12 protein-coding genes are annotated in these 23,642 nt (G+C 71.7%); 8 read left to right on the top strand and 4 right to left on the bottom strand.

Features of this window, described 5'->3' with window-relative positions:
* Positions 1-99 precede the first annotated feature (99 nt).
* Positions 100-3,822, top strand: a complete 3,723-nt coding sequence (locus OHA37_RS00975) for a S8 family serine peptidase (RefSeq protein ID WP_266901418.1) — start codon at positions 100-102, stop codon at positions 3,820-3,822.
* A gap of 187 nt (positions 3,823-4,009) precedes the next feature.
* A complete protein-coding gene (locus OHA37_RS00980; RefSeq protein ID WP_266901420.1) occupies positions 4,010-4,441 on the top strand; it encodes a VOC family protein in 432 nt (143 codons plus the stop codon).
* Positions 4,442-4,470: 29 nt separating this feature from the next.
* On the opposite strand, the gene OHA37_RS00985 is transcribed toward OHA37_RS00980, so the two are convergent.
* On the bottom strand, positions 4,471-5,751 hold the full coding sequence (locus tag OHA37_RS00985; RefSeq protein ID WP_266901422.1) for a saccharopine dehydrogenase family protein: 1,281 nt from the start codon (positions 5,749-5,751) through the stop codon (positions 4,471-4,473).
* A 117-nt stretch (positions 5,752-5,868) separates the two neighbouring features.
* Between OHA37_RS00985 and OHA37_RS00990 the strand changes: the two genes are divergently transcribed.
* Together OHA37_RS00990 and OHA37_RS00995 are read left to right on the top strand one after the other, a co-directional pair.
* Positions 5,869-6,594 carry a TetR/AcrR family transcriptional regulator gene (locus OHA37_RS00990; protein ID WP_266901424.1) on the top strand — a complete coding sequence of 242 codons (726 nt, stop codon included), beginning with the start codon at positions 5,869-5,871 and terminating at the stop codon, positions 6,592-6,594.
* Positions 6,595-6,840: 246 nt separating this feature from the next.
* Positions 6,841-9,762 (top strand): discoidin domain-containing protein, encoded by a 2,922-nt coding sequence (locus OHA37_RS00995; protein WP_266901426.1) that lies wholly within the window; start codon positions 6,841-6,843, stop codon positions 9,760-9,762.
* A 138-nt stretch (positions 9,763-9,900) separates the two neighbouring features.
* Here OHA37_RS00995 and OHA37_RS01000 read toward each other — a convergent pair whose 3' ends face one another.
* The 3 genes from OHA37_RS01000 to OHA37_RS01010 form a co-directional block, all read right to left on the bottom strand.
* On the bottom strand, positions 9,901-10,467 hold the full coding sequence (locus OHA37_RS01000) for a hypothetical protein (protein WP_266901428.1): 567 nt from the start codon (positions 10,465-10,467) through the stop codon (positions 9,901-9,903).
* Positions 10,464-10,841 carry a PadR family transcriptional regulator gene (locus tag OHA37_RS01005; protein ID WP_266901430.1) on the bottom strand — a complete coding sequence of 126 codons (378 nt, stop codon included), beginning with the start codon at positions 10,839-10,841 and terminating at the stop codon, positions 10,464-10,466. The genes OHA37_RS01000 and OHA37_RS01005 overlap by 4 nt, the downstream gene beginning before the upstream one ends.
* Positions 10,842-10,984: 143 nt before the next feature.
* Positions 10,985-14,935 carry an nSTAND1 domain-containing NTPase gene (locus OHA37_RS01010; RefSeq protein ID WP_266901432.1) on the bottom strand — a complete coding sequence of 1,317 codons (3,951 nt, stop codon included), beginning with the start codon at positions 14,933-14,935 and terminating at the stop codon, positions 10,985-10,987.
* A gap of 349 nt (positions 14,936-15,284) precedes the next feature.
* Between OHA37_RS01010 and OHA37_RS01015 the strand changes: the two genes are divergently transcribed.
* From OHA37_RS01015 to OHA37_RS01030, 4 genes are all read left to right on the top strand, one after another.
* Entirely contained in the window at positions 15,285-18,656 is a 3,372-nt protein-coding gene (locus tag OHA37_RS01015) for a S8 family peptidase (RefSeq protein ID WP_266901434.1), read from the top strand.
* A 272-nt stretch (positions 18,657-18,928) separates the two neighbouring features.
* A complete protein-coding gene (locus tag OHA37_RS01020) occupies positions 18,929-20,440 on the top strand; it encodes a phosphatidylinositol-specific phospholipase C domain-containing protein (RefSeq protein ID WP_266901436.1) in 1,512 nt (503 codons plus the stop codon).
* Between the two features lie 234 nt (positions 20,441-20,674).
* Positions 20,675-23,026, top strand: a complete 2,352-nt coding sequence (locus OHA37_RS01025) for a M9 family metallopeptidase (protein WP_266901438.1) — start codon at positions 20,675-20,677, stop codon at positions 23,024-23,026.
* 128 nt (positions 23,027-23,154) lie between these two features.
* Positions 23,155-23,595: a nitroreductase family deazaflavin-dependent oxidoreductase gene (locus OHA37_RS01030; RefSeq protein ID WP_266901440.1), complete on the top strand. Its 441-nt coding sequence runs from the start codon at positions 23,155-23,157 to the stop codon at positions 23,593-23,595.
* Positions 23,596-23,642: the final 47 nt, after the last annotated feature.

Below are 23,642 nucleotides of genomic sequence, written 5' to 3' on the forward strand. Positions count from 1 at the left end.
GCCCGTTCCGGTTGGACCACCAGCCGCATCCGGCCCCCGACACTCTTCGCAGCATCGGGCCCACGAGGCCCGTCCGGCACGAGGAGAGGTCGCGATCCGTTGACCAGGGCACCCGTACCAGGATCGAGAACCGCGGCAGTGGTGGTGGCCGCCGTGGCGGCTCTGCTCGCGGCGGGGCTGCCCGCCGTGGCGGAGCCCGGAGAACCCGCAAGGCCCGGCGGGGCCGCGCTCGCGCCCTCGAAGGGCGGGCCGGGCGCGCGCACGGTGACGCTGGTGACCGGGGACCGGGTCTCCCTCACCGGCAGCGGCGCCGCCACGCAGGTCAGCGGGGTCACCCCGGCCGAGGGGCGCCGGCACGTCGCCTTCACCCGGGCCCGGGTCGACGACCACGAGTACGTCATCCCCGTCGACGCCTCCGAGGCGCTGGCCGGCGGCCGTCTCGACCGGCAGCTGTTCGACGTGACGGCGCTCGCGGCCCAGGGCTACGACGACGCGGCCCGCGAGGACATCCCGCTGATCGCGACCACCGGCACCACGCTCTCGGGCGCAGCGCGCGGCGGCGAGTACGGCGGGCTCGGCCTGGCCGCCCGTACGGTGCGCAAGGCCGACGCCACCCGGTCCTGGCAGGACTTCCTCCGGCAGGGCCGCGAGCGGGGCGCCGCGCCGTCGAAGCTGTGGCTGGACTCCAAGGTCCGGGCGAGCCTCGACCGGAGCGTGGCGATGACCGGCGCTCCCGAGGCCTGGGCCGCGGGGCTCGACGGGAAGGGTGTGAAGGTCGCCGTACTGGACACCGGCTACGACACGGGCCACCCCGACCTGAAGGGCCGGGTGACAGCCGAGAAGAACTTCACCTGGGACGAATCGGTCCAGGACGCCAACGGGCACGGCACGCACGTGGCGTCGACCATCGCGGGTGGCGGCGCGGCGTCCGGCGGCCGGTACAAGGGGGTGGCGCCCGGCGCGGAGCTCGCCGTGGGCAAGGTCCTCGACGGCGGCGGCTCCGGATACATCAGCTGGATCCTCGAAGGCATGGAGTGGGCGGCCGCGCAGAAGGCCGACATCGTGTCCATGTCGCTGGGCTCGGACCTGCCCAGCGACGGCAGCGACCCGCTCTCGCAGGCCGTCGAGACCCTGTCGGCCGGTGGCGGTCCGCTGTTCGTCGTGGCGGCCGGCAACGCGGGGGCGCCCGGGACCATCGGGTCCCCGGCCGCCGCGCCGAGTGCGCTCACCATCGGGTCGATCACCAAGCAGCGCGCGATGTCCCCGTTCTCCTCGCAGGGTCCGGCCCTCGCCGACGGCGCAGTGAAGCCCGAGCTCACCGCGCCGGGCAGCGAGATCACGGCCGCCCGGGCCAAGGGCACCTTCGAAGACGTCGCGGCGAGCGAGTACTACGCCACGATCAGCGGGACCTCGATGGCGACCCCGCACGTCGCGGGCGCCGCGGCCATCGTCAAACAGCGGCATCCCGACTGGGACGCGGCGCGGATCAAGGCGGCGCTCGTCGCCACCGCGCGGCCGGTCGCGGGGGCGGGGGTGTACGAGCAGGGCGCGGGAAGCGTGGACGTGCCCGCGGCCCTGGCCGCCGCGGTGACGGCCTCGCCGCCGGCCGTCTCCGCCGAGCTCTCCTGGCCGTACGCCCAAGAGACCCGCCGGACCGTCGTCTACCGCAACCCGGGCACCAAGGCCGTCCGGCTCACCCTCGACGTGGACGGTGACGCGCCCGTCTCGCTCCTCGCGAAGGCTCTGACGGTGCCCGCGGGCGGCGGCGCCGAGGCGGTCGTACGGATCGACGGCCACCGCGCGAAGGCCGGTACGAGCAGTGCCTGGATCACCGCCCGCGGTGCGGACGGCAGCCGAGTCCGCACCCCGGTCGGCGTCGAGGCCGAGGCGAAGAGCGCGACCCTGACCCTGGCTCCCGGCGCGACGCGCCCCGGAGTGGACCGGGCCTACACCACCGTCGTCGTGCAGAACGAAGGGACCGGGGCCGCCGAGCTGGTCGGCCTCGCCGCCGGCGAGGAGCGGTTGCGGCTGCCCGAGGGCTCCTACCGGGTGCTCGGCAGCGTCTGGGAGTGCGACCTGGAGGGTGAGGTGACGGTCGCCCAGTCCACCGTCCAGCTCGCGCAGCGGGTGACGCTCACCGGGGACCGGACGGTGACCCTCGACGTGTCGGGGGCGCGGCCGGTCACGATGGCCGTGGACGATCCGCGGATGCGCGTCGTCCAGCAGGGCTCGGCCCAGGGGCTGGTCTCCGACGTCGGCGCGGCTACCACCGGGCTGCTCACACCGGTCTACGAGGGCCGGTACCAGGCGTACGCGGTGGGCAGCTCCCGGATGCCCGGGCTCGGGTACTTCGCCGGGGCGTCCTGGCAGCAGCCGTTCCTGCACGCGCGGACGTCGGGCGCGGACCCGGTGGACATCCCGGTGGGCCCGTACTACTTCGCGCGCATCGAGTGGGACATCACGGGCGAGGTGGTCGACGCCGGTGACGGCAGTGCGCTCGGCGGGCTGCGGCTGACGGACAAGGTGGTGCTGTTCGAGCCTGGTTACGGGGCTCCGGGCGAGGAGGTCGCCAGGCGCTACCAGGCCATCAAGGAGCAGAAGCCGGCCGTGGTCCTGATCGGCCGGGGCTGGGTCTCCGCCGAGCCCGAGGACCAGGTGCTCACCATCGCGGAGCCCGGACCGACGCTGCTGCGCGAGCGCCTGGCCGGCGGGCCCGTCACCCTCTCCATCAAGGCCGAACGCAACGGCGAGCGCGCGTACTTCACCTTCCACACGTACGAGGACGGGGTTCCGGCCGGCGCCCGCTGGACCGATCGCGGGCAGGACATGGCGGCGGTCGAGCACGCGCTCCGCACCACGGGCTACCCCAACGACCCCAAGGGCCTGTACGGCTGGGCCCGTTACAAGGGTCTCGACGTGGTGCAGCAGCACACGGTCGTGCGGGCGCCGCACCGGCTCACCGCGTACTACACCCCGGACGTCCCGTGGCGGACGGCGACCTTCGAGTACGCGACCGACGAGGGGCTCGCCCTCGGCACCCAGTTCACGGAACCGACCGTCTACCGGGCGGGCCGTACGACCCGGGACTCCTGGCTCACCGGGCCGTTCAACCCCTCCCTGTCGGTCCTGGGCCCCGACGGGCGGGCGCAGGCGACCCGCGACGGGGACAAGCTGCGGCTCGACCTGCCGATGTTCTCGGACGCCTCGGGCCACCGCTCGCAGGCGGTCGCGGAGCTGGAGAGCGGGGAGACGGTGCTGCGCGACGAGGAGGGCAAGGTCCTGGCCCGCAACGACGTCGGCGGGCGCGGGGTGTTCGACGTGCCGGCCCGCACCCGGTGGTACGAGCTCAGCTCCACCACCACGCGCGCCGGCTCCATGTGGGAGCTGGGCACGACGGTGCAGGACACCTGGCGGTTCCGGTCGGGCCGTACCGACGGTGGACGGCCCCTCGGCCTGCTGGACACCCGGTACGACATGTCGGGTCTCGACGGGGACAACTCGGTGACAGCGGGCCGGGAGTTCACCCTCGGTGTCGGCTTCGAGCGGCAGCGGGGCGCGCACGGCGCCGGCGTGGACCGGGTGACGGCCGCGTACTCCACGGACGACGGGACCACCTGGAAGACGGCGAAGGTCCGTACGGGCAGCGGTGGTTGGAGGGTCACGGTCCCGGGCCTGCCCGAGGGCCGGGTGTCGCTCCGGGTCACGGGAACGGCCCGTGACGGGGCCTCGCTGACCGAGACGATCACGCGGGCCTACCGAGTGGGCTGCCCCGAGTACTGGTGCGCGTACGCCCCCTCGTGGCCGCACTGGCCGGCCGGCTGATCCTGACCGGGCGGCCGGCGGCCGGGTCAGGTGGGCGGTAACACGCTCCCTGACCCGGCCGCACCCATCGGGGTGCAGTGGCGCGCCGCCAATTTCTTTGCCGCGTCCCGCGTTTCGGCTCGCACCAGGGCCGCCCGTGGGCGACGGTGGACCTCCCCGCACCCATCGTGTTCCGAGGAGACCCGTCATGAACTGGACGCTCGAAGTGGTTCCGGTCCCTGTCACCGACATGGACCGGTCCAAGGAGTTCTACGCGGACAAGGTCGGCTTCACGCTCGACCTCGACAGCGAGGTCGCGCCCGGCATCCGCATCATCCAGCTGACCCCGCCCGGCTCCCGCTGTTCGATCGCGCTGGAACACGGGATGCCCCCGGCGCCCGGTACGCGCCAGATGGCACCGGGCACGCTGCAGGGCCTGCAGCTCTGCGTCACCGACATCGAGGCGGCGCGGGAGGAGCTGACGTCGCGCGGTGTGGAGGTGTCGCCGGTGCGGCACATCGGCGAGAAGGGCTGGGAGGACGGCAAGGGCGACACCTGGAACTCCTTCCTGACCTTCGCCGACCCGGACGGAAACGGCTGGGTGGTCCAGGAAGCGCCCTCGGAGCTGTCGGAACGCTGACGCCTCCGAAGCCCTGTGCGGCCCCGTGACTACGGGCGCCGGGCGCGGGCAGCCTCTGCTGCCGGAGTCCGCGATGCCGGGGACGGGTCCTGTTCCCGCATCGCCCACGGGGATCCGTACGCGGTGAGCAGGTCGAGGAAGGGCCGGGGAGGCAGGGCCTCCGGGCCGAGGACTCCGGACCCCGACCACACCTCGGCGGCGAGCAGTTCGAGGGCCACGACGGGGTTGACGGCGGTCTGCCAGACCACTGCCTGGGAGCCGTACTCGCGCATGGACCACTGGTTGTCGACCACGTGGTAGAGGTACACCTCGCGGGGCAGGTCGTCCTTGGTGCCCTTGACCCAGGTCCCGGCGCACGTGCGGCCGGTCATCCGGTCCCCGAGGGTCGCCGGGTCGGGCAGGCAGGCCGCGACCACGTCGCGCGGTGAGACGCGGACCGGGCTGCCGTCCTCGCTGCGGACGGTGACCGGTTCGGTGGAGTCCAGGCCGAGCGCGTGGAGGGTCTTCAGCTTGCCGATGAAATCGTCGCCGAGGCCGTACTTGAAGGTGACCCGGCGGGCTCCGACCCAGCGCGGGACGAGGAGGACCTCCTCGTGCTCGACGTTGACGCACTCCACGGGGCCGATGCCCTCGGGGAAGTCGAAGACCTCCGGCTCGCTGAACGGTTCGGTGGTGAACCAGCCGCGTTCGCGCTCGTAGACCACTGGAGGGTTCAGGCACTCCTCGATCGTCGTCCAGATGTTGAAGGACGGTGCGAACTCGTAGCCCTCGACGGCCAGATCGGCCCCGTCCCGGATTCCGATCTCCTCGATGTCGTCGAAGAGCTCCTCGGCCGCGTAGCGGGCGAAGACGTCCGAGAGACCGGGCTCCACACCCATGCCGACGAGCGCGAGCCGGCCCGACTTCTCCCATTCCGCGGCCCGGTCGAACTGCTCGTCGCCGAGCTTGATCCCGCAGGTGCCGTACGGGTCCGCGGGGTGCGGGCGGGACAGGGACATGGCCATGTCCACGTAGTGGGTGCCCGCCGCCAGCGCGGCGTTGAACAGCGGCATGACGAACCGCGGGTCGGTGGCGTTCATCAGGACGTCGCACCCGTGCTCGGTGAGCAGCCGGGTGATCCCCTCCTCGTCGGAGGCGTCCGCGCGGCAGGCGAGGAAGCGGTGCTCCGCCTCTCCCAGGGCGGCGACCGCGGCCTCGGCGCGGGCCAGGTCGTAGTCGGCGACGACGAAACGGTCGAAGAAACCGCGGCGGGCGGCGATCTTGGCGATCGCGCTTCCGACACCTCCGGCACCCACAAGCAGAACACGCATGACGAGGTCCTCTCTCGATGGGGCGTGTGCCCCGGGGGCCGATGGAACCGTCTGCCGGGAGTTAAGGTCAATGGTGTTGGCATAAGGCCGCGAACGACCCAGGGAGGCGGGGACGCGATGCCGAAGGACGTGGTTCCGGAGGAGGCCCGCCGGCGGCGCCGCCCGACCCGGCAGGGCACGGTGCTCTCCGAGCGGCTGATCGTCGAGACGGCGCTGCGGATGGTGCGCGAGCACGGAAGCGCCGGCCTGACCGCCCGGCGGCTCGGCAACGCCCTGGGAGCGGACCCCAGCACCCTCTACCGCTACTTCGACGGCATGGACGGGCTGACTCTGGCCATCGGCGAGGAGCTCATCGGCCGGGCCCTCGCCGGCTGGGCCCCGACCGGGCGCTGGCGCGAGGACCTGCGCTCCCTGGGGCTGCGCATTTACGGTGCCTACCTCGCCCATCCGCAGGCCGCCCTGCTGACCACGAGCCGGGTGACCGGGCGACCCCGGGAGATCGCGGCCGACGAGGCGATCCTCGGCAGCCTGCGCGGTGCGGGGTTCGGCGACGAGGCCGCCGTGCGGATCTACCACGCCTACATCGACCAGTGCCTCGCCTTCGCGGCGCTCGACGCGGCTTCCCTGGCGCTGACGGAGCAGGCTCGGGAGTCCGATGAGGAGCGGTGGGAGTCCACGTACGCCCGCCTGCCGGCCGGTACGTACCCGAACATCGCGGCCACCGCCGGACTCCTCGCGGCGCGGATGCCGCACAGTGCGTATCCGGTGGCGCTGGACATGCTGCTGGCGAGCGCCGAGCGTGAGCTGGCCGGCGGAGGCGGGAGCGGGAGCGACGCGGTCTGAGCGCGTCGGGCTGCTTTCCTGCCGGCCCACCGGATCGGGGCCAGGCAAGGCGCTCGTGTGCGCACGCGGGGATCAGCAGAGCCCTCTAGTCAGATGTTTATTGCGAGACTGAGTCTGCTTTTTGCGCAGGATCATAGACTTCCTCCATGCGGAGTCGTAGCGTCCCGGGTTGAGCCACTTCCGCTCCTCACCGATCGAGCCGCAAGGACGTGCGTGCCCGTGCCCCAGCCCCCACGGAGTCATCCCGTGACACCCCGGCAAGTCCGCTCCCTCAGACGGCGGACCAGCGCCGTCTTCCTGGCCCTCTCCCTCACCGGGACCGCCGCACTGACCGCCCTGACCTTCGGCGCCGCCCCCTCGGCGCACGCCGCCGGAGTGCCCGCGCCCTCGCCGATCGGCATAGCCGGGCGGGGCGCGAGCGTGCCGTTCACCGAACTGGAGGCCGAGTACGCGGCCACCAACGGCACGTTCATCGGCCCCGACCGGCTCTACGGGAGCCTCCCCTCGGAGGCCTCCGGCCGACAGGCCGTGACGCTGAACGCCGTGGGCCAGTACGTCGAGTTCACCCTGACCAAGCCCGCCAACGCGATGTCGCTGCGCTACAGCCTCCCGGACACCGGTGACGGGAAGGGGCGCGACGCGACCCTGGACGTACGGGCCGACGGCCAGTCGGTGAAGACCCTTCCCGTCACCTCCAAGTACAGCTGGTACTACGGCGGTTATCCCTTCAACAACAGCCCGGGCGACACCAACCCGCACCACTTCTACGACGAGTCCCGCACCCTGCTGGGCTCCACCTATCCGGCGGGCACCAAGATCCGCGTGCAGGTGACCTCGACTGCGCAGTCGCCCACCTTCACCATCGACCTCGCCGACTTCGAGCAGGTCGCCCCGGCCGCCGGCAAGCCTGCCGGAGCGCTCGACGCCGTCGCCGACTTCGGCGCGGACCCGACCGGCGCCACCGATTCCACGGCCCGCATGCAGGCCGCCGTGGACGCGGGACAGGCTCAGGGCAAGACGGTCTACGTCCCGCCGGGCAACTACACCCTCTACGACCACGTCGTCGTCGACGGGGTCACGGTCCAGGGCGCGGGCCCCTGGTACTCCGTCTTCGGCGGGCGCGACCCGGTGAACCGCAACCGCGCCGCCGGCTTCTACGGAAAGTACGTCCCCGGCGGGGGCTACACGGGGCCGGTCCGGTCGCACGAGGCGAACGGGCCGAGCAAGAACGTCACCCTCAAGGACTTCGCGATCATCGGCGACATCCGTGAGCGGATCGACGACGACCAGGTCAACGCCGTGGGCGGGGCGATGTCCAACTCCACGGTGGACAACCTCTGGATCCAGCACGTGAAGGTCGCCGCCTGGATGGACGGCCCGATGGACCGCTTCACCATCCAGAACAGCCGCTTCCTCGACATGACGGCGGACGGCGTGAATTTCCACACGGGTGTCACGAATTCCCGTGTCACCAACACTTTCGTGCGCAACGCGGGTGACGACGGTCTGGCCTCCTGGCCCCAGGACAAGCCGAACACCAACATCAGCTTCGACCACAACACGGTCGTCCTGCCGATCCTCGCCAACAACATCGTCACCTACGGCGGCAAGGACTTCACCATCTCGGACAACGTCATGTCCGACACCATCAGCAACGGCGGCGGGCTGCACATCGCCAACCGCTACCCGGGGGTGAACTCCGGCAAGGGCACCGCGGTGGCCGGCACCATCACCGCCGCCCGCAACACCCTCATCCGCACCGGCAACAGCGACTTCAACTGGAACTTCGGGGTCGGCGCGATCTGGTTCTCCGGCCTGAACGAGGCCGTGCAGGGCGCCGCCATCAAGATCTCCGACACGGACATCCTGGACTCCTCGTACGCGGCGATCCACTCGATCGAAGGGCCGATCAGCGGGGTGGAGCTCACCAACGTCAACATCGACGGGGCAGGAACCTACGCCATCCAGGCGCAGTCCAACCTCGCCGCGAAGTTCACCCGCGTCACCGCCAAGAACATCGCCCAGTCGTCGACCCCGATCCACAACTGCATCGGCGCCGGCCTCCAGATCGCCGATGGCGGCGGCAACTCCGGCTGGAACACCGGTCAAACCTGCTCCGGCGTGTGGCCCGCGCCGGTGTGGACCAACGGCGGCGTTCCCACCGGTCCGACCACGCCTCCGACCACTCCCCCGACGACGCCCCCCACGACCCCGCCCACGACGCCCCCCACCACACCGCCGACGACACCTCCCACCACACCGCCGAACGGCAACCTCGCCCAGGGCAGGCCCGCCACCGCCTCCTCGGCCGTCCAGTCGTACACGGCATCGAACGCCGTCGACGGCAACGCCTCCACCTACTGGGAGAGCAACGGAAACTCCTTCCCGCAGACCCTGACGGTGGATCTCGGCGACACCAAGCGGATCGGCAAGGTCACCCTCAAGCTCCCGCCCTCCTCCGACTGGGCCACGCGGACCGAGACCCTCGCGGTGATCGGATCCACCGACAACTCCGCCTGGTCCACCCTGCGCGCCTCCGCGGGCGTCACCTTCGATCCCGCCTCCGGCAACACCGCCACGCTCACCTTCGAGCCGGCCGACGTCCGCTACGTACGGCTGAACGTCACCGGCAACACCGGCTGGGCGGCGGGGCAGATCTCGGAGTTCGAGGTCTACGCCGCGGCCGACGGCACCCCGACGACACCGCCGACCACTCCCGCACCGACCACCACCCCGACACCGACCACCCCGCCGGCCGGCACCAACCTCGCGCAGGGCAAGAGCGCCACCGACACGACCCACACCCAGGGTTACGTGGCCGCCAACGTCACCGACGGGAACTCCGGAAGCTACTGGGAGAGCAACAACAACGCCTTCCCGCAGTCGGTCACCGTCGACCTCGGCGCCACCCGGACCGTCGGCCGACTGGTGCTGAAGCTCCCCGCCACCTGGGGCACCCGCGTCCAGACCCTCTCGGTGCTCGGATCCACGGACGGTGCGGCCTGGTCGACGCTCAAGGCTTCCGCCGCCTACACCTTCACCGAGGGATCCAACACGGTCACCGTCACGCTTCCCGCCTCCGGCGTCCGCCACCTGCGCCTGACCTTCACCGGCAACACCGGCTGGCCCGCGGGCCAGCTGTCGGAACTGGAGGCGTACGGCTCCTAGCGCGTCCGCGCACCGCACGCCGACGGCCGGCCCGGGCTCCCTCCCGGCCGGCCGTCCCGCTGGCCGGAGCGGGCCGTGGGCCGGCACAGCCGACCCGGACACGCCAGGAGCCGCCCCGTGCTCGCCGGCGTGCCGTCATCACACGGTTCCGGCCCGGCCGCTCCTCCCGGCCCGCACGTCGGCGACGGCATAGGGCAGCCCGGGCAGCGGCAGGAGCGCCGCCGCCCACAGCGGCAGCGTGAACAGCGCCCCGTCACCGGCCAACAGGCTGGTGATTATCGCGGCGGGCAGGGCCGTGGCGAAGGCCAGGACCCAGCCCGCACCTATGCCCAGGCTGCCCCGCCGCAGCTCCCAGGCGACCGTGGCCACGCCGAGGACCGTCCAGAAGGCCAGGTAGTCGGGGGTCACGTCGAGGTTGGTGGTCCAATGGCGCAAGTAGGAGAACAGCAGGACGCAGCCGGCCACGAGACAGCCCAGGGACGCCACGCGCAGCACCCGGCGGGAGAGCGGGACGCGCGCCCGCGCCCATGCCGCGGCGAAGCGGCGGACGTCCCGGCCGACAACGTCCTGTCCCGTGCGGCCGGCTGCCTCGGCGTCCTCCAGGTGGGCGGAGAGCTCGTCGAGCATCTCCCGTACGGACGCGTCGTCGATCCCCCGGTACTCCCAGTTGCTGCGGCAGGCCGCGAGTATCCGCTCGTTCGTCATGGTGTGGTTCCCCCCGTGGGTTCCGTGGTGGTCAGGATGCGGCCCACCTGCCCGGCGAAGGCGAGCCAGTCGGCCCGGCCGCCGCTCAGTTCGGCGTGCCCCGCCCCGGTCAGGCGGTAGTACTTGCGCGGGGCGCCGCCGCTCGGAGAGGGGGCGCGGTAGGAGGAGATGAGGCCCGCCCGCTCCATCCTGGCGAGCAGCGGATAGATGCTGCCGTCGCTGACCAGCTCCAGCCCGCCCGCGGCGAGCGCCTCGGCGAACTCGAAGCCGTACCGGGGCCGTTCGGCGATCAGCGACAGGAGGCACAGGTCGAGCACCCCGCGCAGGAGCTGACTGCGCCGCTGGTCACCGGCGGCGGGCAGTTCCTTTGTCATGCGGTACAAGATAGTCATCAAGTACCTTGCACCACAAGAGAGTCGGGATCCGCTCCCATCCTGCTCCGGCGGGAACCTGACCTGAGTACCGCGGCCGCCCCGCTGCCGGGTTCCCCGCCGACCGGAAGGTCGGCGGGGACCTGTCAGCAGGTCTTCCGGTAGGGGAGATCCGGGAGGTACGTGCGCCAGTCGGACCGGGAGAGTCCGGTTCCGGCACGGGTACAGACGGACTCCGCGAGTCGGGCCGGCGCCACCTCGTGGGTGCGCACGGTGCTGTGTTCGCCCACGCTGTGCAGGGTGTGTCCGTCGGGAGAGAAGGCGACGGCCACGATCCCGTCGCCGGGGGTCGGCAGCGGGGATCCCAGAGGCCGGCCCGAGTCCACGTCCCAGAGCCGGAGCGTGCCGGAGGCGTCCGCCACGGCCAGGGTCCGGCCGTCGGGAGAGAAGGCCAGGGAGGTGACGGACCTTTCGTCGTCGATACCGACCGCGTCGAACCCGGCCGTGTCGAACCCGGCCGGGAGGGTGGCCAGTCGCCGCTCGGCCTCCCCGTCCCACAGGGTGACCCCGCCCGTCGTGTCACCGACCGCCAAGCGGGTGCCGTCGGAGCTGTAGGCCATCACCCCGCCCCCTTCCTTCGTGAGGCCCCGTTCGGTGCGCCGGCCGGTGGTGACGTCGAAGGTGTTCGAGGAGGTCGCGAGCAGTCGCCCGTCAGGACGGACCGCGAGCGGGGCGGCTCGGTCGCTCCGGGAGCTCCTCGCGGAGGAGACCCGGTCCTTCGTGAGGTCCTGGGGCCGGGTACGGCGCCCGCTCGCCAAGTCCCTTACGTCCAGGGTGTCAACGCCCGCGCGCGTCGTGAGCAGGGACCGGCCGTCGGGTGAGACGGCCATCCCCGTGATGGGCATCCGGGCGGCGAACGGCGGTTTCGGGTCCGCGGGAAGCGCACGGGCCGTGTTCGCCGGCACGTCCCACAACGCCGGCTCCTGGGCACTCTCCCGCTGGCCGTCCCCGGCGTCGGAGCCTTCGGCGAAGCCGGTTCGGGCGTGGGCGAGGGTTCGTCCGTCGGGGCTGAGCGCGAGCAGGACCCGGCAGTCGGGCCCTGTCGGCGATTCGGTGGATCCCGGTACGGCCTTCGGGCAGTCGGCCGACGGGGTGCGGGCGGTGCGCCGGCCGTCGGCGACGGCGTAGGCCTCGAACCAGGTGCCGGCGCCCTGCCGGCGGTCGACCGCGACGGTCGTGACGTCCGCGCTGAAGGTGCCCGTGGATGCCGGTTCGGGGTTCCAGTCCGGTGTCGTGGCCGGTCCGTAAGAGATCGTGCGCACCGTGGTGTCCCCGAGTCGGCGTTCGGTCAGGTACCTGATGACGCCGTCCTTCGGGTCGATCCGGAGCTGGGAGGCGGCCCCGTTGGCGAGGGAGTGGCGGAAGACCGGCCGTTCGGGCGCGGCCAGCCGCCACATCAGGATCTCCCGGCCGTCGAGGGCCGCGGCGAACCGGCCGTCGGGGCTGGTGGTCACCTCGGTCAGGCCGGGGTGGTCGATCCGGACCGGTTCCCGGTCCGTGACCGGGTCCCACAGGCTCAGGCCGCCCGGCACCTGGGCCAGCAGGACGGCGCCGTCCCCGGTGAAGCGGAACGAGTCGACGGCGCACGCGCCGGGTCGGGTGGCGGGCAGCTCCTTGCCCCGTGCCACGTCCCAGACCCTCAGGGGCACGTCGGCCCGTTCGGAGGCGTTCACCGCATCCCCTCCCCTGGCGCACACGGCCAGGTGGCTTCCGTCCGGGCTGAGTTCCCACATCGGATGCCGTCCGGTCGGCACCTCCAGCAGGGTGCGGCCGTCTCGTGCGTCCCGGAGCGAGAGCCGGCCGGTGGCGCCGTCCATGTCCATGGTGGCGACGATCTGTGCGGCGGCCGTCCATACGACCGAAGAACCCTCCACCCGGGGCACGGCGTCGAGCGCCGTCCCGGTCGCCAGATCCAGTCGGCGCGCCCCGCTCCCGGATCCGGGACCCTCCTTCTCCCCGAACCCCTGCACCAGGGCGGTACGGCCGTCCGGGGAGATTCCGCGGAACAGGGTTCCCCGGTCGAGGGCCGTCGCCGGCCCGACCGCCGTCCTCTTCGTGACGTCCCAGGCGCGTACGGAATCCACGTCGACGGTGACCGCGACGCGGCCGTCGGCGCTCAGCCGGACCGGGAGCGCGGGGTGGGAGAGCCAGGGCCCGGCCTCGTCCGGCACGTCGAAGGCATCGGACTCGGACTGGACGGACGCCGCCAGCAGCGCCGACCGGGTCTCGGCGGTCTCGGCGAGCCGCCAGGCGGCCACGCTCAGCCGCATCGCCAGCGCGGGGTCGGAGCTGCGCAGGCCCTGGGCCACGGCCGACAGCTGACCGGCGGCCAGTTCCTCCCCCTTGACCCGCCGGATCTCGGCGTCGACCCGCTGGCGGACGTTGTCGCGGCCCTGCTGCCAGGCGGTCGTGCTCGCCACCGTGAGGAGGACGAGGAGGAGGGCGACGACGGAGGTCACCCCGCGCCGGATGCGACGCGTACGGGCCCGGGACGCGAGACCCGCGCTCAGGAACTCCCGCTCCGTCGGTACCAGTTCGGCGCGCCGGCCCGCTTCGTCCGCGAACGTGGCCTCGGCCTCGGCCAGTTCCCCGCCGCGCAGGAGCGCTCCGGCGTCGCGTCGGCGGGTCAGCCAGTTCTGGGTGGCCTGGGTCAACCGGCGGTGTCGCCGCAGCCGTTCACGGTCCGTGTCGATCCAGCCGGACAGCCGCGGCCACGCGGTGATCAGGGCCTCGTGCGCCAGGTCCACGACGTCCCGGTCCAGGGTGACGAGCCGGGCCCGGGCCAGCCGGTCCAGCACCGCACCGGCCTCGGCGGCTTCCGGGGAGTCCGGGGGCACGAGGGTGTCGCGGGGTACGGGCCTGCGTGTGTCGGGTGCTCCGTCGCCGGGGGTGATCAGGTTCAGCAGGAGGCGACGCGCGACGGGGGCGCGGCCGGGCCCGAGTTCCGCGTACAGCTCCTCGGCGGTCTGGGCCAGGGCTCCGCGCAGACCACCGGCCGCCTCGTGTCCGGCCAGGGTCAGCGTGCGCCCGCGGCGGCGCCGCCAGGTCTCCAGCAGGGCGTGGGAGAGCAGCGGCAGGCTGCCGGGTTCGCGGGTGACCTCGTCCACGAGCCGGGCCGTGAGGGCGCGTTCGACGGTGAGACCGGCCGCTGCCGCGGGGCGCACGATCGCGCCGCGCATCTCCTCGGCGGTCAGCGGGCCCACGGGGAGGGTCGCGGCTCGGGCGGCCTCGGCGAGGGCGGGGTGGGCCAGGAAGTTCGCGTAGAAGTCGGCGCGCACGCCGAGTACCACGCGGATCCGGCTTCCGGGGTCGCGGGCGGCGAGGAGGGCCGCGAGGAAGTCCCGCCGTTCGTCGGGGTCCGTACAGAGGGTGAAGACCTCCTCGAACTGGTCGACGATCAGCCAGGTCTCGCCGTCCGCGGCGGCCGGGGTGAGAACCGGCGCGTGGGTCCGCATGGGGTGTTCGCCGGGGGTGAGGACGCGCAGGGCCGCGGCGGGGGGCAGCGGCGGAGCGGAGCGGCGCAGGCGCGGGACAAGACCGGCTCGCAGCAGCGAGGACTTGCCGCTCCCGGAGGGGCCGAGGACCACGCCGAAGCGGTGTTCGGCGACCAGGGCCGTCAGTTGGTCGGTCAGGCGTTCCCGGCCGAAGAACACCGGCTCGTCCTCGGGTTCGAAGCGGGTCAGGCCCCGATAGGGCGGAGCGCCGCCGCCGTCGGTACCGAGCGCGAGGGCGGCCAGGGCTTCGGCCGCGGCTTCGCTCTCTGCTGCGGCTTCGGCCTCGCGCCACCGTCGTTCCCACTCCGGCCGGGCGCCGCCGCAGACCTCGGCGTAGGCCAGCGCCACGGGCAGGCTCGGCAGCCGGTTCCCGGAGGCGGCCTGGGAGAGCGCCGTCACCGAATAGCCGGCCCGCGAGGCCAGTTCCCGGTAAGGGACGGCGCCGGCCTCGCGGCGCAGTGCGCGGAGCTCACCGGCGAACCGGGCTATGGGACCGGCCTGTGGATCGAGCGCCTTCTCGGGCCTTCCCGCACCACTTCCCATGCTGCTCCTCTCCCCCGGGGTCAAGATCTTTTCCACCGTAGGAGGGGGCGCCCGCAGTCACAAGGGCCTCTTCGGCCACGGAAATCAATTGTTCAGCCGCCCGGACCGGGGCTGCTGAACAATGCGCGAGCCGGTGGACTGCTGCCGTGACCCGGTCGCCGCACGGCCCGGACGGCTCGCCCTTCCCACCCCCGCCTCTCCCCCTAGGGGTCGGTGGGACACGGGCCGGCCGGGCCGCGGCGGCCGGTGTCACCACACCGCCACCCACACCGCGTACGCCACGTGCGCCACACGACGGGGCGCGCCGCGTCGGCTCAGGCCGCAGTGCGCGCCTTCCACAGGAGCAGAGTTGTTCACACGGACCCACAGGCCTCGACAAGCCGCGGGGGCCCTCGCCCTCGCCACCGCCGTCGTCGCCCTCAGCACGGGGCTGACCGGCCCCGCGGGGGCGGCGCCCGCCGCCTCCCCCACCAGGAGCGCCACGGGCTCTCCCGTGACCGTCACGCTGATCACCGGCGACCGGGTGACCGTGAACGGCAGCGGCGCCGTCGTGCGCTTCGAGCCCGGCAAGGGCCGTGAGCGCGTACCGGTCCAGATCGAACGTGCCGACGGCCGCACCCTGGTCCTGCCCGCCGACGCGCGGGCCCTGCTGGCCGCCGGCAAGCTGGACCGGCGCCTCTTCGACGTCACCACGCTCGCCGACCCGACCCTGCGCGCACTGCACCGCGGCGGACTCGGCCTGATCGTCCAGTACGAGGGTGCCGCCGGGGCGGCACGCACCCAGCTGCGGTCCGCCGCCGGCAACGGGGCGGGGCGCGCCCTCCAGAGCGTCAACGCCGAAGTCGTCAAGGCCTCGCCCGCCGACGCCACGAAGGTCTGGGAGGCCCTGACCAGCCCCACCGCCCGCGGCCTGCGAGCCGCGGACGCCGGCATCGGCAAGGTCTGGCTGGACGGCGTGCGCAAGGCGAGCCTGGACAAGAGCACGAAGCAGATCGGCGCCGACCGGGCCTGGCAGGCCGGGTTCGACGGCACGGGCGTGAAGATCGCCGTCCTGGACACCGGTGTCGACAAGACCCACGAGGACCTGAAGAGCCAGGTCGTCGCGGAGAAGAACTTCTCCGACTCCCCCGACACCACCGACCGCGTCGGCCACGGCACCCACGTGGCCTCCATCGCGGCCGGGACCGGGGCCGCGTCCGGCGGAGCACTGAAGGGCGTCGCGCCCGGTGCCAAGGTGATCAGCGGCAAGGTCCTCGACGACCGGGGCTACGGCTCCGATTCCGCGGTCATCGCGGGCATGGAGTGGGCCGTCGCCGAAGGGGCGTCCGTCGTCAACCTCAGCCTCGGAAGCCGGGACTTCCCCGGCGTGGACCCGGTCGAGGCCACCGTCGACCGGCTGTCGGCGGAGAAGGGGGTGCTGTTCGCCATCGCCGCGGGCAACGACGGGGCCGGCGAGTCCACGGTCGGCTCGCCCGGCAGCGCCGACGCCGCCCTGACCGTAGGCGCCGTCGACGACAAGGACGTGCTCGCGGAGTTCTCCAGCAGGGGCCCGCGCGTCGGAGACGGCGCGGTCAAGCCCGACCTCACCGCGCCCGGCGTGGGCATCACCGCCGCGGCGGCGCCGGGGAGCAAGCTCGACACCGACCCCGGGGCCCAGCACCCCGTCCCGGGTTACCTGCAGCTCAACGGCACCTCCATGGCCACCCCGCACGTGGCCGGAGCGGCGGCGCTGCTGAAGCAGAAGAACCCCGGCTGGACCGGGACCGAGCTCAAGGGCGCGCTGACCGCGTCGACCAAGGACGGCGCGGTCGGCGTCCAGCAGCAGGGCACGGGCCGTGTGCAGGTGGACAAGGCCCTGTCCCAAACGGTGATCACCGAGCAGCCGTCGGTGTCCCTCGGCACGGCCCAGTGGCCGCACGCCGACGACGTGCCGCTCACCAAGAAGGTCGCCTACCGCAACCTCGGCACCACCGACATCACCCTCGACCTCGCGGTGACCGGCACCGACGCCCGGGGCAAGGCCGCCCCGGCCGGGTTCTTCTCACTCGGCGCCGACAAGGTGACCGTGCCCGCCGGTGGCCGCGCCGAGGTCGACCTGAGCGCCGACACCCGGCTCGGCGATGTCGACGGCGCCTTCTCCGCCTACGTCACCGCCACCGGCGGCGGCCAGTCGGTGCGCTCGGGCGCGGCGGCCGTCCGTGAGGCCGAGGCGTACGACGTCACCATCACGACCGTCGACCGCGACGGCGGCCCTGCCCGCGAGTTCTCCCACTCCCTGTTCGGGATCGGCGGCGCCGCCGACGGCATATGGACGGGCGTCAGCAACGAGTCCGGCTCCGGCACCCTGCGCCTACCCAAGGGCACCTACGCCCTCCACGGCGCCGTGTACCAGGACGGCTCGGACCTCACCAAGGGTGTCGACTGGCTGGTCCAGCCCCGGCTGGAGGTCTCCGGGACCACCACGGTCACGGTCGACGCGCGCACCGCGAAGCCGGTGGACATCACCGTTCCCGGTCTGGCCACGGCCGACTTCGCCCTGCCGTACTACCAACAGACGGTCGGCGAAGGCCACCTCGGCAACGGCTGGGTCCTCCCCAAGGGCTACACCGGGTTCCGCTCCGCCCACATGGGGCCGGACGTGACCGACGGCTCGCTGACACAGAGCTGGCTGGCGACCTTCATCAAGGACCCGGCCACCCAGTACAACGTTGCCCTCGGCGGCGCGACGAACCGTCTCGCCACCGGGTACACACGCCACGTGAAGGCGGGCCAGCTGGCGAAGCTCTCCGTGGACATGGGCGCGCCCGCCCCCGGCAAGTCCGGGTACGCCTACGCCGCCCCCACCCTGCCCGGCATGTCCCAGGGCGACTTCTACGGAGCCGTCCAGCCCGCTCCCGGCACCCGTACGCTCCTGCTCTCCGCCCTCGACGGTGCGACCTGGCGGAGCGGCTTCTGGCAGCTCGGCGCCCCTGACGCGGACGGCAACCAGCGCATCGAGGCGGACCAGGCCGCCCTGGAGCCGAAGCGCTACGCGGCGGGCTCCTCCCACCGCGAGACCTTCAACACCGGAGTGTTCTCACCGCTCCTGGGCAAGGGTCTGGGCGTGTTCCGCACCGCGCCCGATCCTGAGACGGGCGAGCAGACCATCACCGCCTCGGTACCCCTCTTCGGCGACGGCGCGGGCCACGCCGGCTCCTCCTCTCTCACCAAGGCCGCCACGACCCTGTACCGCGACGGAATCAAGGTCGCCGAGAACGAGGACCCGCTGAGCGGCTGGGAGCCCTTCACGGTCGACGGCGCCGACGCCGAGTACCGGCTGACCACCTCCGTCGAGCGGTCCCCCGAGATCTCCGCCGTCTCCACCCGCATCGACACGAGCTTCACCTTCCGTTCCGGCCAGGTCGCCGACCGGACCGCGCTCTCGGTCTCCACGGTGCGCTTCCACGCCCCGCTCGACATCGCCTCCCGCGCCCCCGCGGGCAAGGCCACCCGGATACCCGTGACCGTGCAGGGTGCGGCCTCGGGGAAGAACGTCAAGTCGCTGGCGATCTCCGTGAGCGAAGACGGCGGTACGACCTGGAAGCGCGTCACGGTCACCGACGGCGCGTTCTCCGTCCGGAACCCCGCGAAGGACCGGGGGATCTCCTTCCGGGCGCAGGTCACCGACAAGCAGGGCAACGTCTCCGAGGTCACGATCATCAACGCCTACCTGGGCAAGTGATCCCACTTCCCTGAGCCGACGGCGGTACGGGAGGCCGGTCCCCGGCCTCCCCCTCGCCCGCCCGCCCGCCCGCCCGCCCGCCCGCCCGCCCGCCCGCCCGCCACAAGAGGTTGCGGGCGGGCGGGGGGCCGCGGCGGCATCCGCCGCCCTCATTGACCGATTGGCCGTAGATCCTGGCCACCCTTGATCCGAGTAGGACTTACATGCCTCGATCATCCATTCATCAGGTCCATCAGGGGTCACTCCCACGGCTTCGCCGACTGGCACGTCGGATGGTGACCGGTGTCGCAGCCGGCGCGGTCGTGCTCGGTGTCGCCGGCAGCAGCGCTCTCCTCGCGCCGACTCCCGCCCGAGCCCACGGGAGCAATTTCGGGGACGCTTACGGCAACATCGGGTCGGCGACGAACGCCGACTGGATGAAGGACATCGCCGGCGGCACATGGCTCGCGGCCCTGTCGCTTCCCGGTACCCACGACTCCCTTTCCATCCAAGGAGGACCTCCTGCGGAGACGCAGCAGAACTTCGGAAAGAGCGCGAACACCTTGACGGCGCAGTTGGAGCGGGGAATCCGCGCCGTTGACGTCCGGGTCCGCGTCACCGAGGGCAAGTACTTCACGATTCATCACGGATCGTCGTACCAGGACGCCAACTTCGATGACGTCCTGACAAAGGCCAAGGACTTCCTCGGCAAGCACAAGAACGAGACCGTCGTCATGCGCTTGAGGGCCGAGTGCCCCCGCGGGAACGTCGGCACATTCGATTGTGCGAACGATCCGACGAGCGTCGACAGCGCGAAGATCGAAGAGATCTTCAAGGGTTACACGGAGCGCTACCCGAACCTGTTCTACTCCCCTTCGATCGCCAAGGGATCCGTGGCGTACGTGCCGCGCCTCTCGCAAGTCCGGGGAAAGATCGTGCTGGGCAGCTTCGACAACGTCGACGGTCAGTACGGGATCAACACCTTCAACAGCCACAAGGAGGACCACTGGGAGCCGGATGGCATCCCCCAGAAGTTCGGCTTCGTCAAGGACAACATCGACAAGGCCGTCCGGGACGGCAGCGGTGAGATGTTCGTGACGTACACGTCCGCGTCCGACTACAACGGCGACCTCATGTCCCCTGCGCAATTCGCCGGCGGGTACGGATGGGCCAACGGTCAGCCCGCGGTCCAAGGCGTGAATTTCCGGCTGATGCAGTACCTGAACTCCGGCGGCGGCAACGGCCACCTCGGCATCGTCATGATGGACTTCCCCGGCTGGGCCCTGATCCAGAACATCATCGACCGCAACAAGGGCTACACCGTTGCCGGTGGCCACCAGGCGATCTGGCTGGTCAATGCCGACAAGACCTACGTCGACACCAAGTACGGCAAGTGCATGGTGCGGGGCCCGGAGTTCGACAGCACCAAGACGGGCGGTCTGGTCACCCAGCGCACATGTCAGTCGACGGCGCCGAGCAGCCACCAGTGGGCCGCCGTGACACCCTCGTACGACGGTCAGGGCTACTACTGGATCAAGTCCAGCAACGGCATGTGCCTGACCATCCCGTGGAACAACGGCACCCCGCCGTCAGCCGGGACCCAGCTCTTCTGGTGGGGCTGCGAGAACCGCTGGTTCTCCGGGAACCAGATGTGGAACATCATGCCGACGCAGGTCGAGGTCGGAACCGAGCGCCGGACCGCCTTCAGGTTCATCAACCAGTGGACCGGCCTGTGCCTGACGGTCAACCCCGACACCGCCGCCACCGCCGGCGGCAAGGTGACCCACGACACCTGCCCGAAGTAGCGGTTCAGTGTCTCGCGGCCGTCCAGGCCGCGAGACACTTCCGGGCGCCTCGGATCGAGCCACCCTGCCGGGCCGCTCTACCGACCGGATCACTGCAGGAGCGGTCTGGTGGCGCCAGGTGCCAATTCGGCCAAAAGACTTCCGGCGCGATGCGACATGTGAAATTTTACATGTCACACATCAAACGCCCGTGTTACCAGCACGTGGCCACAACGGCCCCGGAGGCCCCCGCAGATGCATCCCTTCCGGATATCGAAGGCCAACGCGCGCAGACTTCCCGCGCTGGGCGCAGCCGCCTTCCTTGCGCTCGGTCTGCTCGCGCCACAGAGCCAGGCCGCCTCCGCCGGCGCCGCGACCCCGGCCGGTCCGTACGTACGGGCAGCCTCGGCCACGGCGCCGCGGTCGATCCCGGTCCCCAAGTCGCCCGACGCGATGAGCAACGGCTCCCGCTTCCGGATCTCCTCGCAGGACAGCGCCGAGGAGTCCGCCATCGCCCCCGCGCCGACCGTGAACCCCGTACAGCCCGTACAACCGCCCAAGTCCGGCAAGGACGGCCGGCGGTCCTCGGCCGCAGCCGGGGACGAGTGCGGCGACCTCTCCGGCGTGATCAACGCGACCGGCGGCGCCCTGGTCCAGCAGCTCAAGGCACTCCCCCGGATCAGCTGTACGTACCCGCTGTTCAACCTCACCGGGGAGAACGCGCGGAAGGCGTTCAACGAAGCCCAGATGGTGACCGTCGCCCACGCGCTGCGCGAGGCCTCCGCCACCTATTCGGGCGGCAACAGCGCCTCAGTCGGCCAGTTGGTGCTGTTCCTGCGGGCCGGCTACTACGTCCAGGACAACCACGGGGACGTCGTCGGCCCCTACGGCACGGCGCTCGACGGTGCCGCGCGCGGCGCGCTGGACGCCTTCTTCGCCTCCCCGCGCAGCAAGGACGTCACGGACGCCAACGGTGAGATCCTGAACGAGGTCGTCACCCTGATCGACAGCACCCACGCGGCCGGCCGCTACGCCGGAGTCGTCAAGTGGATGCTCGGCAGCTACGACGGCACGTGGCCCGGCCAGATGAACCTCGCCATGCAGCACGTCGAGTGGGTCGTCGAGAACGGCTTCAAGGCCAAGAACGACGACCGCGGCTGGCGGGCCGCCCTCAAGGCCGACCCCGCCATCCTCAATACCTGGGCCGGCTTCATCACGCGCAACGGCGCGCAGCTCAACCGCCTGGACGTCGTCAGCAACGTCGGCCGCTTCCTCGGCCACGCCCTCGACGTCCCCGAGCTCAAGGACCGGGTCCGCCCGCTGCTCAAGGACCTGATCAACCGGTACCCGAACGTCGGCCCCACCGCGCCGATCACCATGAACCTGGGCTGGTACACGCGCCAGTACGACAGGAACAACTGCGCGGCCTACGCCATCTGCGACCTGGGCGCACGCGTGCTCCCGGCCATCCTGCCGATCCAGCACACCTGCACCCCGGGCCTGAAGATCCGCGCTCAGGACATGTCCCCCGGCCAGCTGGCGAGCACCTGTACCAGCCTGGTCAACCAGGACGCCTACTTCCACCGGGTCATCGGCGACAAGGGCGCGATCCCCGGTGACGTGAACACCAACCTCGAGGTCGTCGTCTTCGACGACTACACCAACTACTCGTTGTACGCCTGGGCCATCTACGACATCGACGTGGACAACGGCGGCATGTACGAGGAGGGCAACCCGGCCGCCGCAGGCAACCAGGCCCGGTTCATCGCCCACGAGGCGCACTGGCTGCGTCCGGACTTCCAGATCTGGAACCTCAACCACGAGTACACCCACTACCTCGACGGCCGCTACAACATGGCGGGCGACTTCGAGGCCGGCATCGTCACGCCGACCATCTGGTGGGTCGAGGGCATCGCCGAGAACATCTCGTTCGGCTACCGGGGCGAGCGCAACGCAGACGCGATCGCCGAGGCCGGCAAGAAGACCTACAAGCTCAGCGACCTCTTCGACACCGTCTACGGCCAGGACGCGGACCCCGAGGTCAACTCGAACCGGGTCTACCGCTGGGGCTTCCTGGCGGTCCGCTACATGCTCCAGGCCCACCCCGCCGACGTGGAGACCGTGCTCGGCAAGTACCGCACCGGTGACTGGAACGGTGCCCGCACCTTCCTGAAGCAGACCATCGGCACCACCTACGACGCCGGCTTCGCCACCTGGCTGACGACCGCCTGCGCGACCAACGACTGCGGCCCCCTGCCCGAGGCCCCCTCCACCCCGGTGTGCACCATCAGCGATCCCCGTCAGTTCGACGGGCACTGCCGCCGGGATGGCCTCTCTGCCACCGCCGGGAACTACAGCTACCACTTCGTGTACCTGCCGGCCGGGGTCAAGCAGCTGACCATCACCAGCAGCGGAGGCACCGGCAATGCCGACCTGTACTACGGCGGCACCAGCTGGGCCACCACGAGCAGCCACCAGGCCAAGTCCGTCAACCCCGGCAACAGCGAGACCCTGACGGTGGACAATCCGCCTTCCGGATGGCTGTATTTCAGCCTCGCCGCCGCGCAGGACTTCAGCGGGGTGAGCCTGTCCACGCAGTCCAAGTGACCCGGCCCACCGGCTGACCGCGGCCCCAGGTCGATGACCTGGGGCTCACGGCACCCTCGCCCCGGATCCGGCACCGCTTCGAATGGTGGATGATCGATGACGCTGCCATTCGTCTCCGGAGGATCCACATGACTGCCTACGACCCGGCCACTGTGAAACTGAGCCCCCATCCACAGGTCCGCGACCAAGGCATCAGGTACGAGGAATCGGACGGCACGGAGAGTACCGACATGAACGGCTCGCCCTGCTTGTTGCTGGACTACCAGGGCCGCGTCAGCGGTGCCTGGCACCGCACCGTCCTCATCCACGCGCAAGACGGTGACAGCCATCTGATCGTGGCCTCCAACGGAGGGGCCGCCAAGCACCCGATGTGGTTCGCGAGCGTCGAGGCCAATCCCGAGGTGCACGTACGGGTCCTGGGCGAACGCTTCCGGGCACGCGTCGACGTCCTGCCCGCGGAGGAGAAGGCCAGGGTATGGCCGCTCCTGCTCTCCGTCTTCCCCCGCTACGAGGAGTACCAGAAGGGGACCGACAGGGATATCCCGGTTCTCCGGATCAGCCGGGCCTGAAGGCGGCAGATGGCGCACCGCGCAGGACCCGGCGCCGGCCGCCCTCG

Source organism: Streptomyces sp. NBC_00335, from assembly GCF_036127095.1.
Lineage (GTDB): Bacteria > Actinomycetota > Actinomycetes > Streptomycetales > Streptomycetaceae > Streptomyces.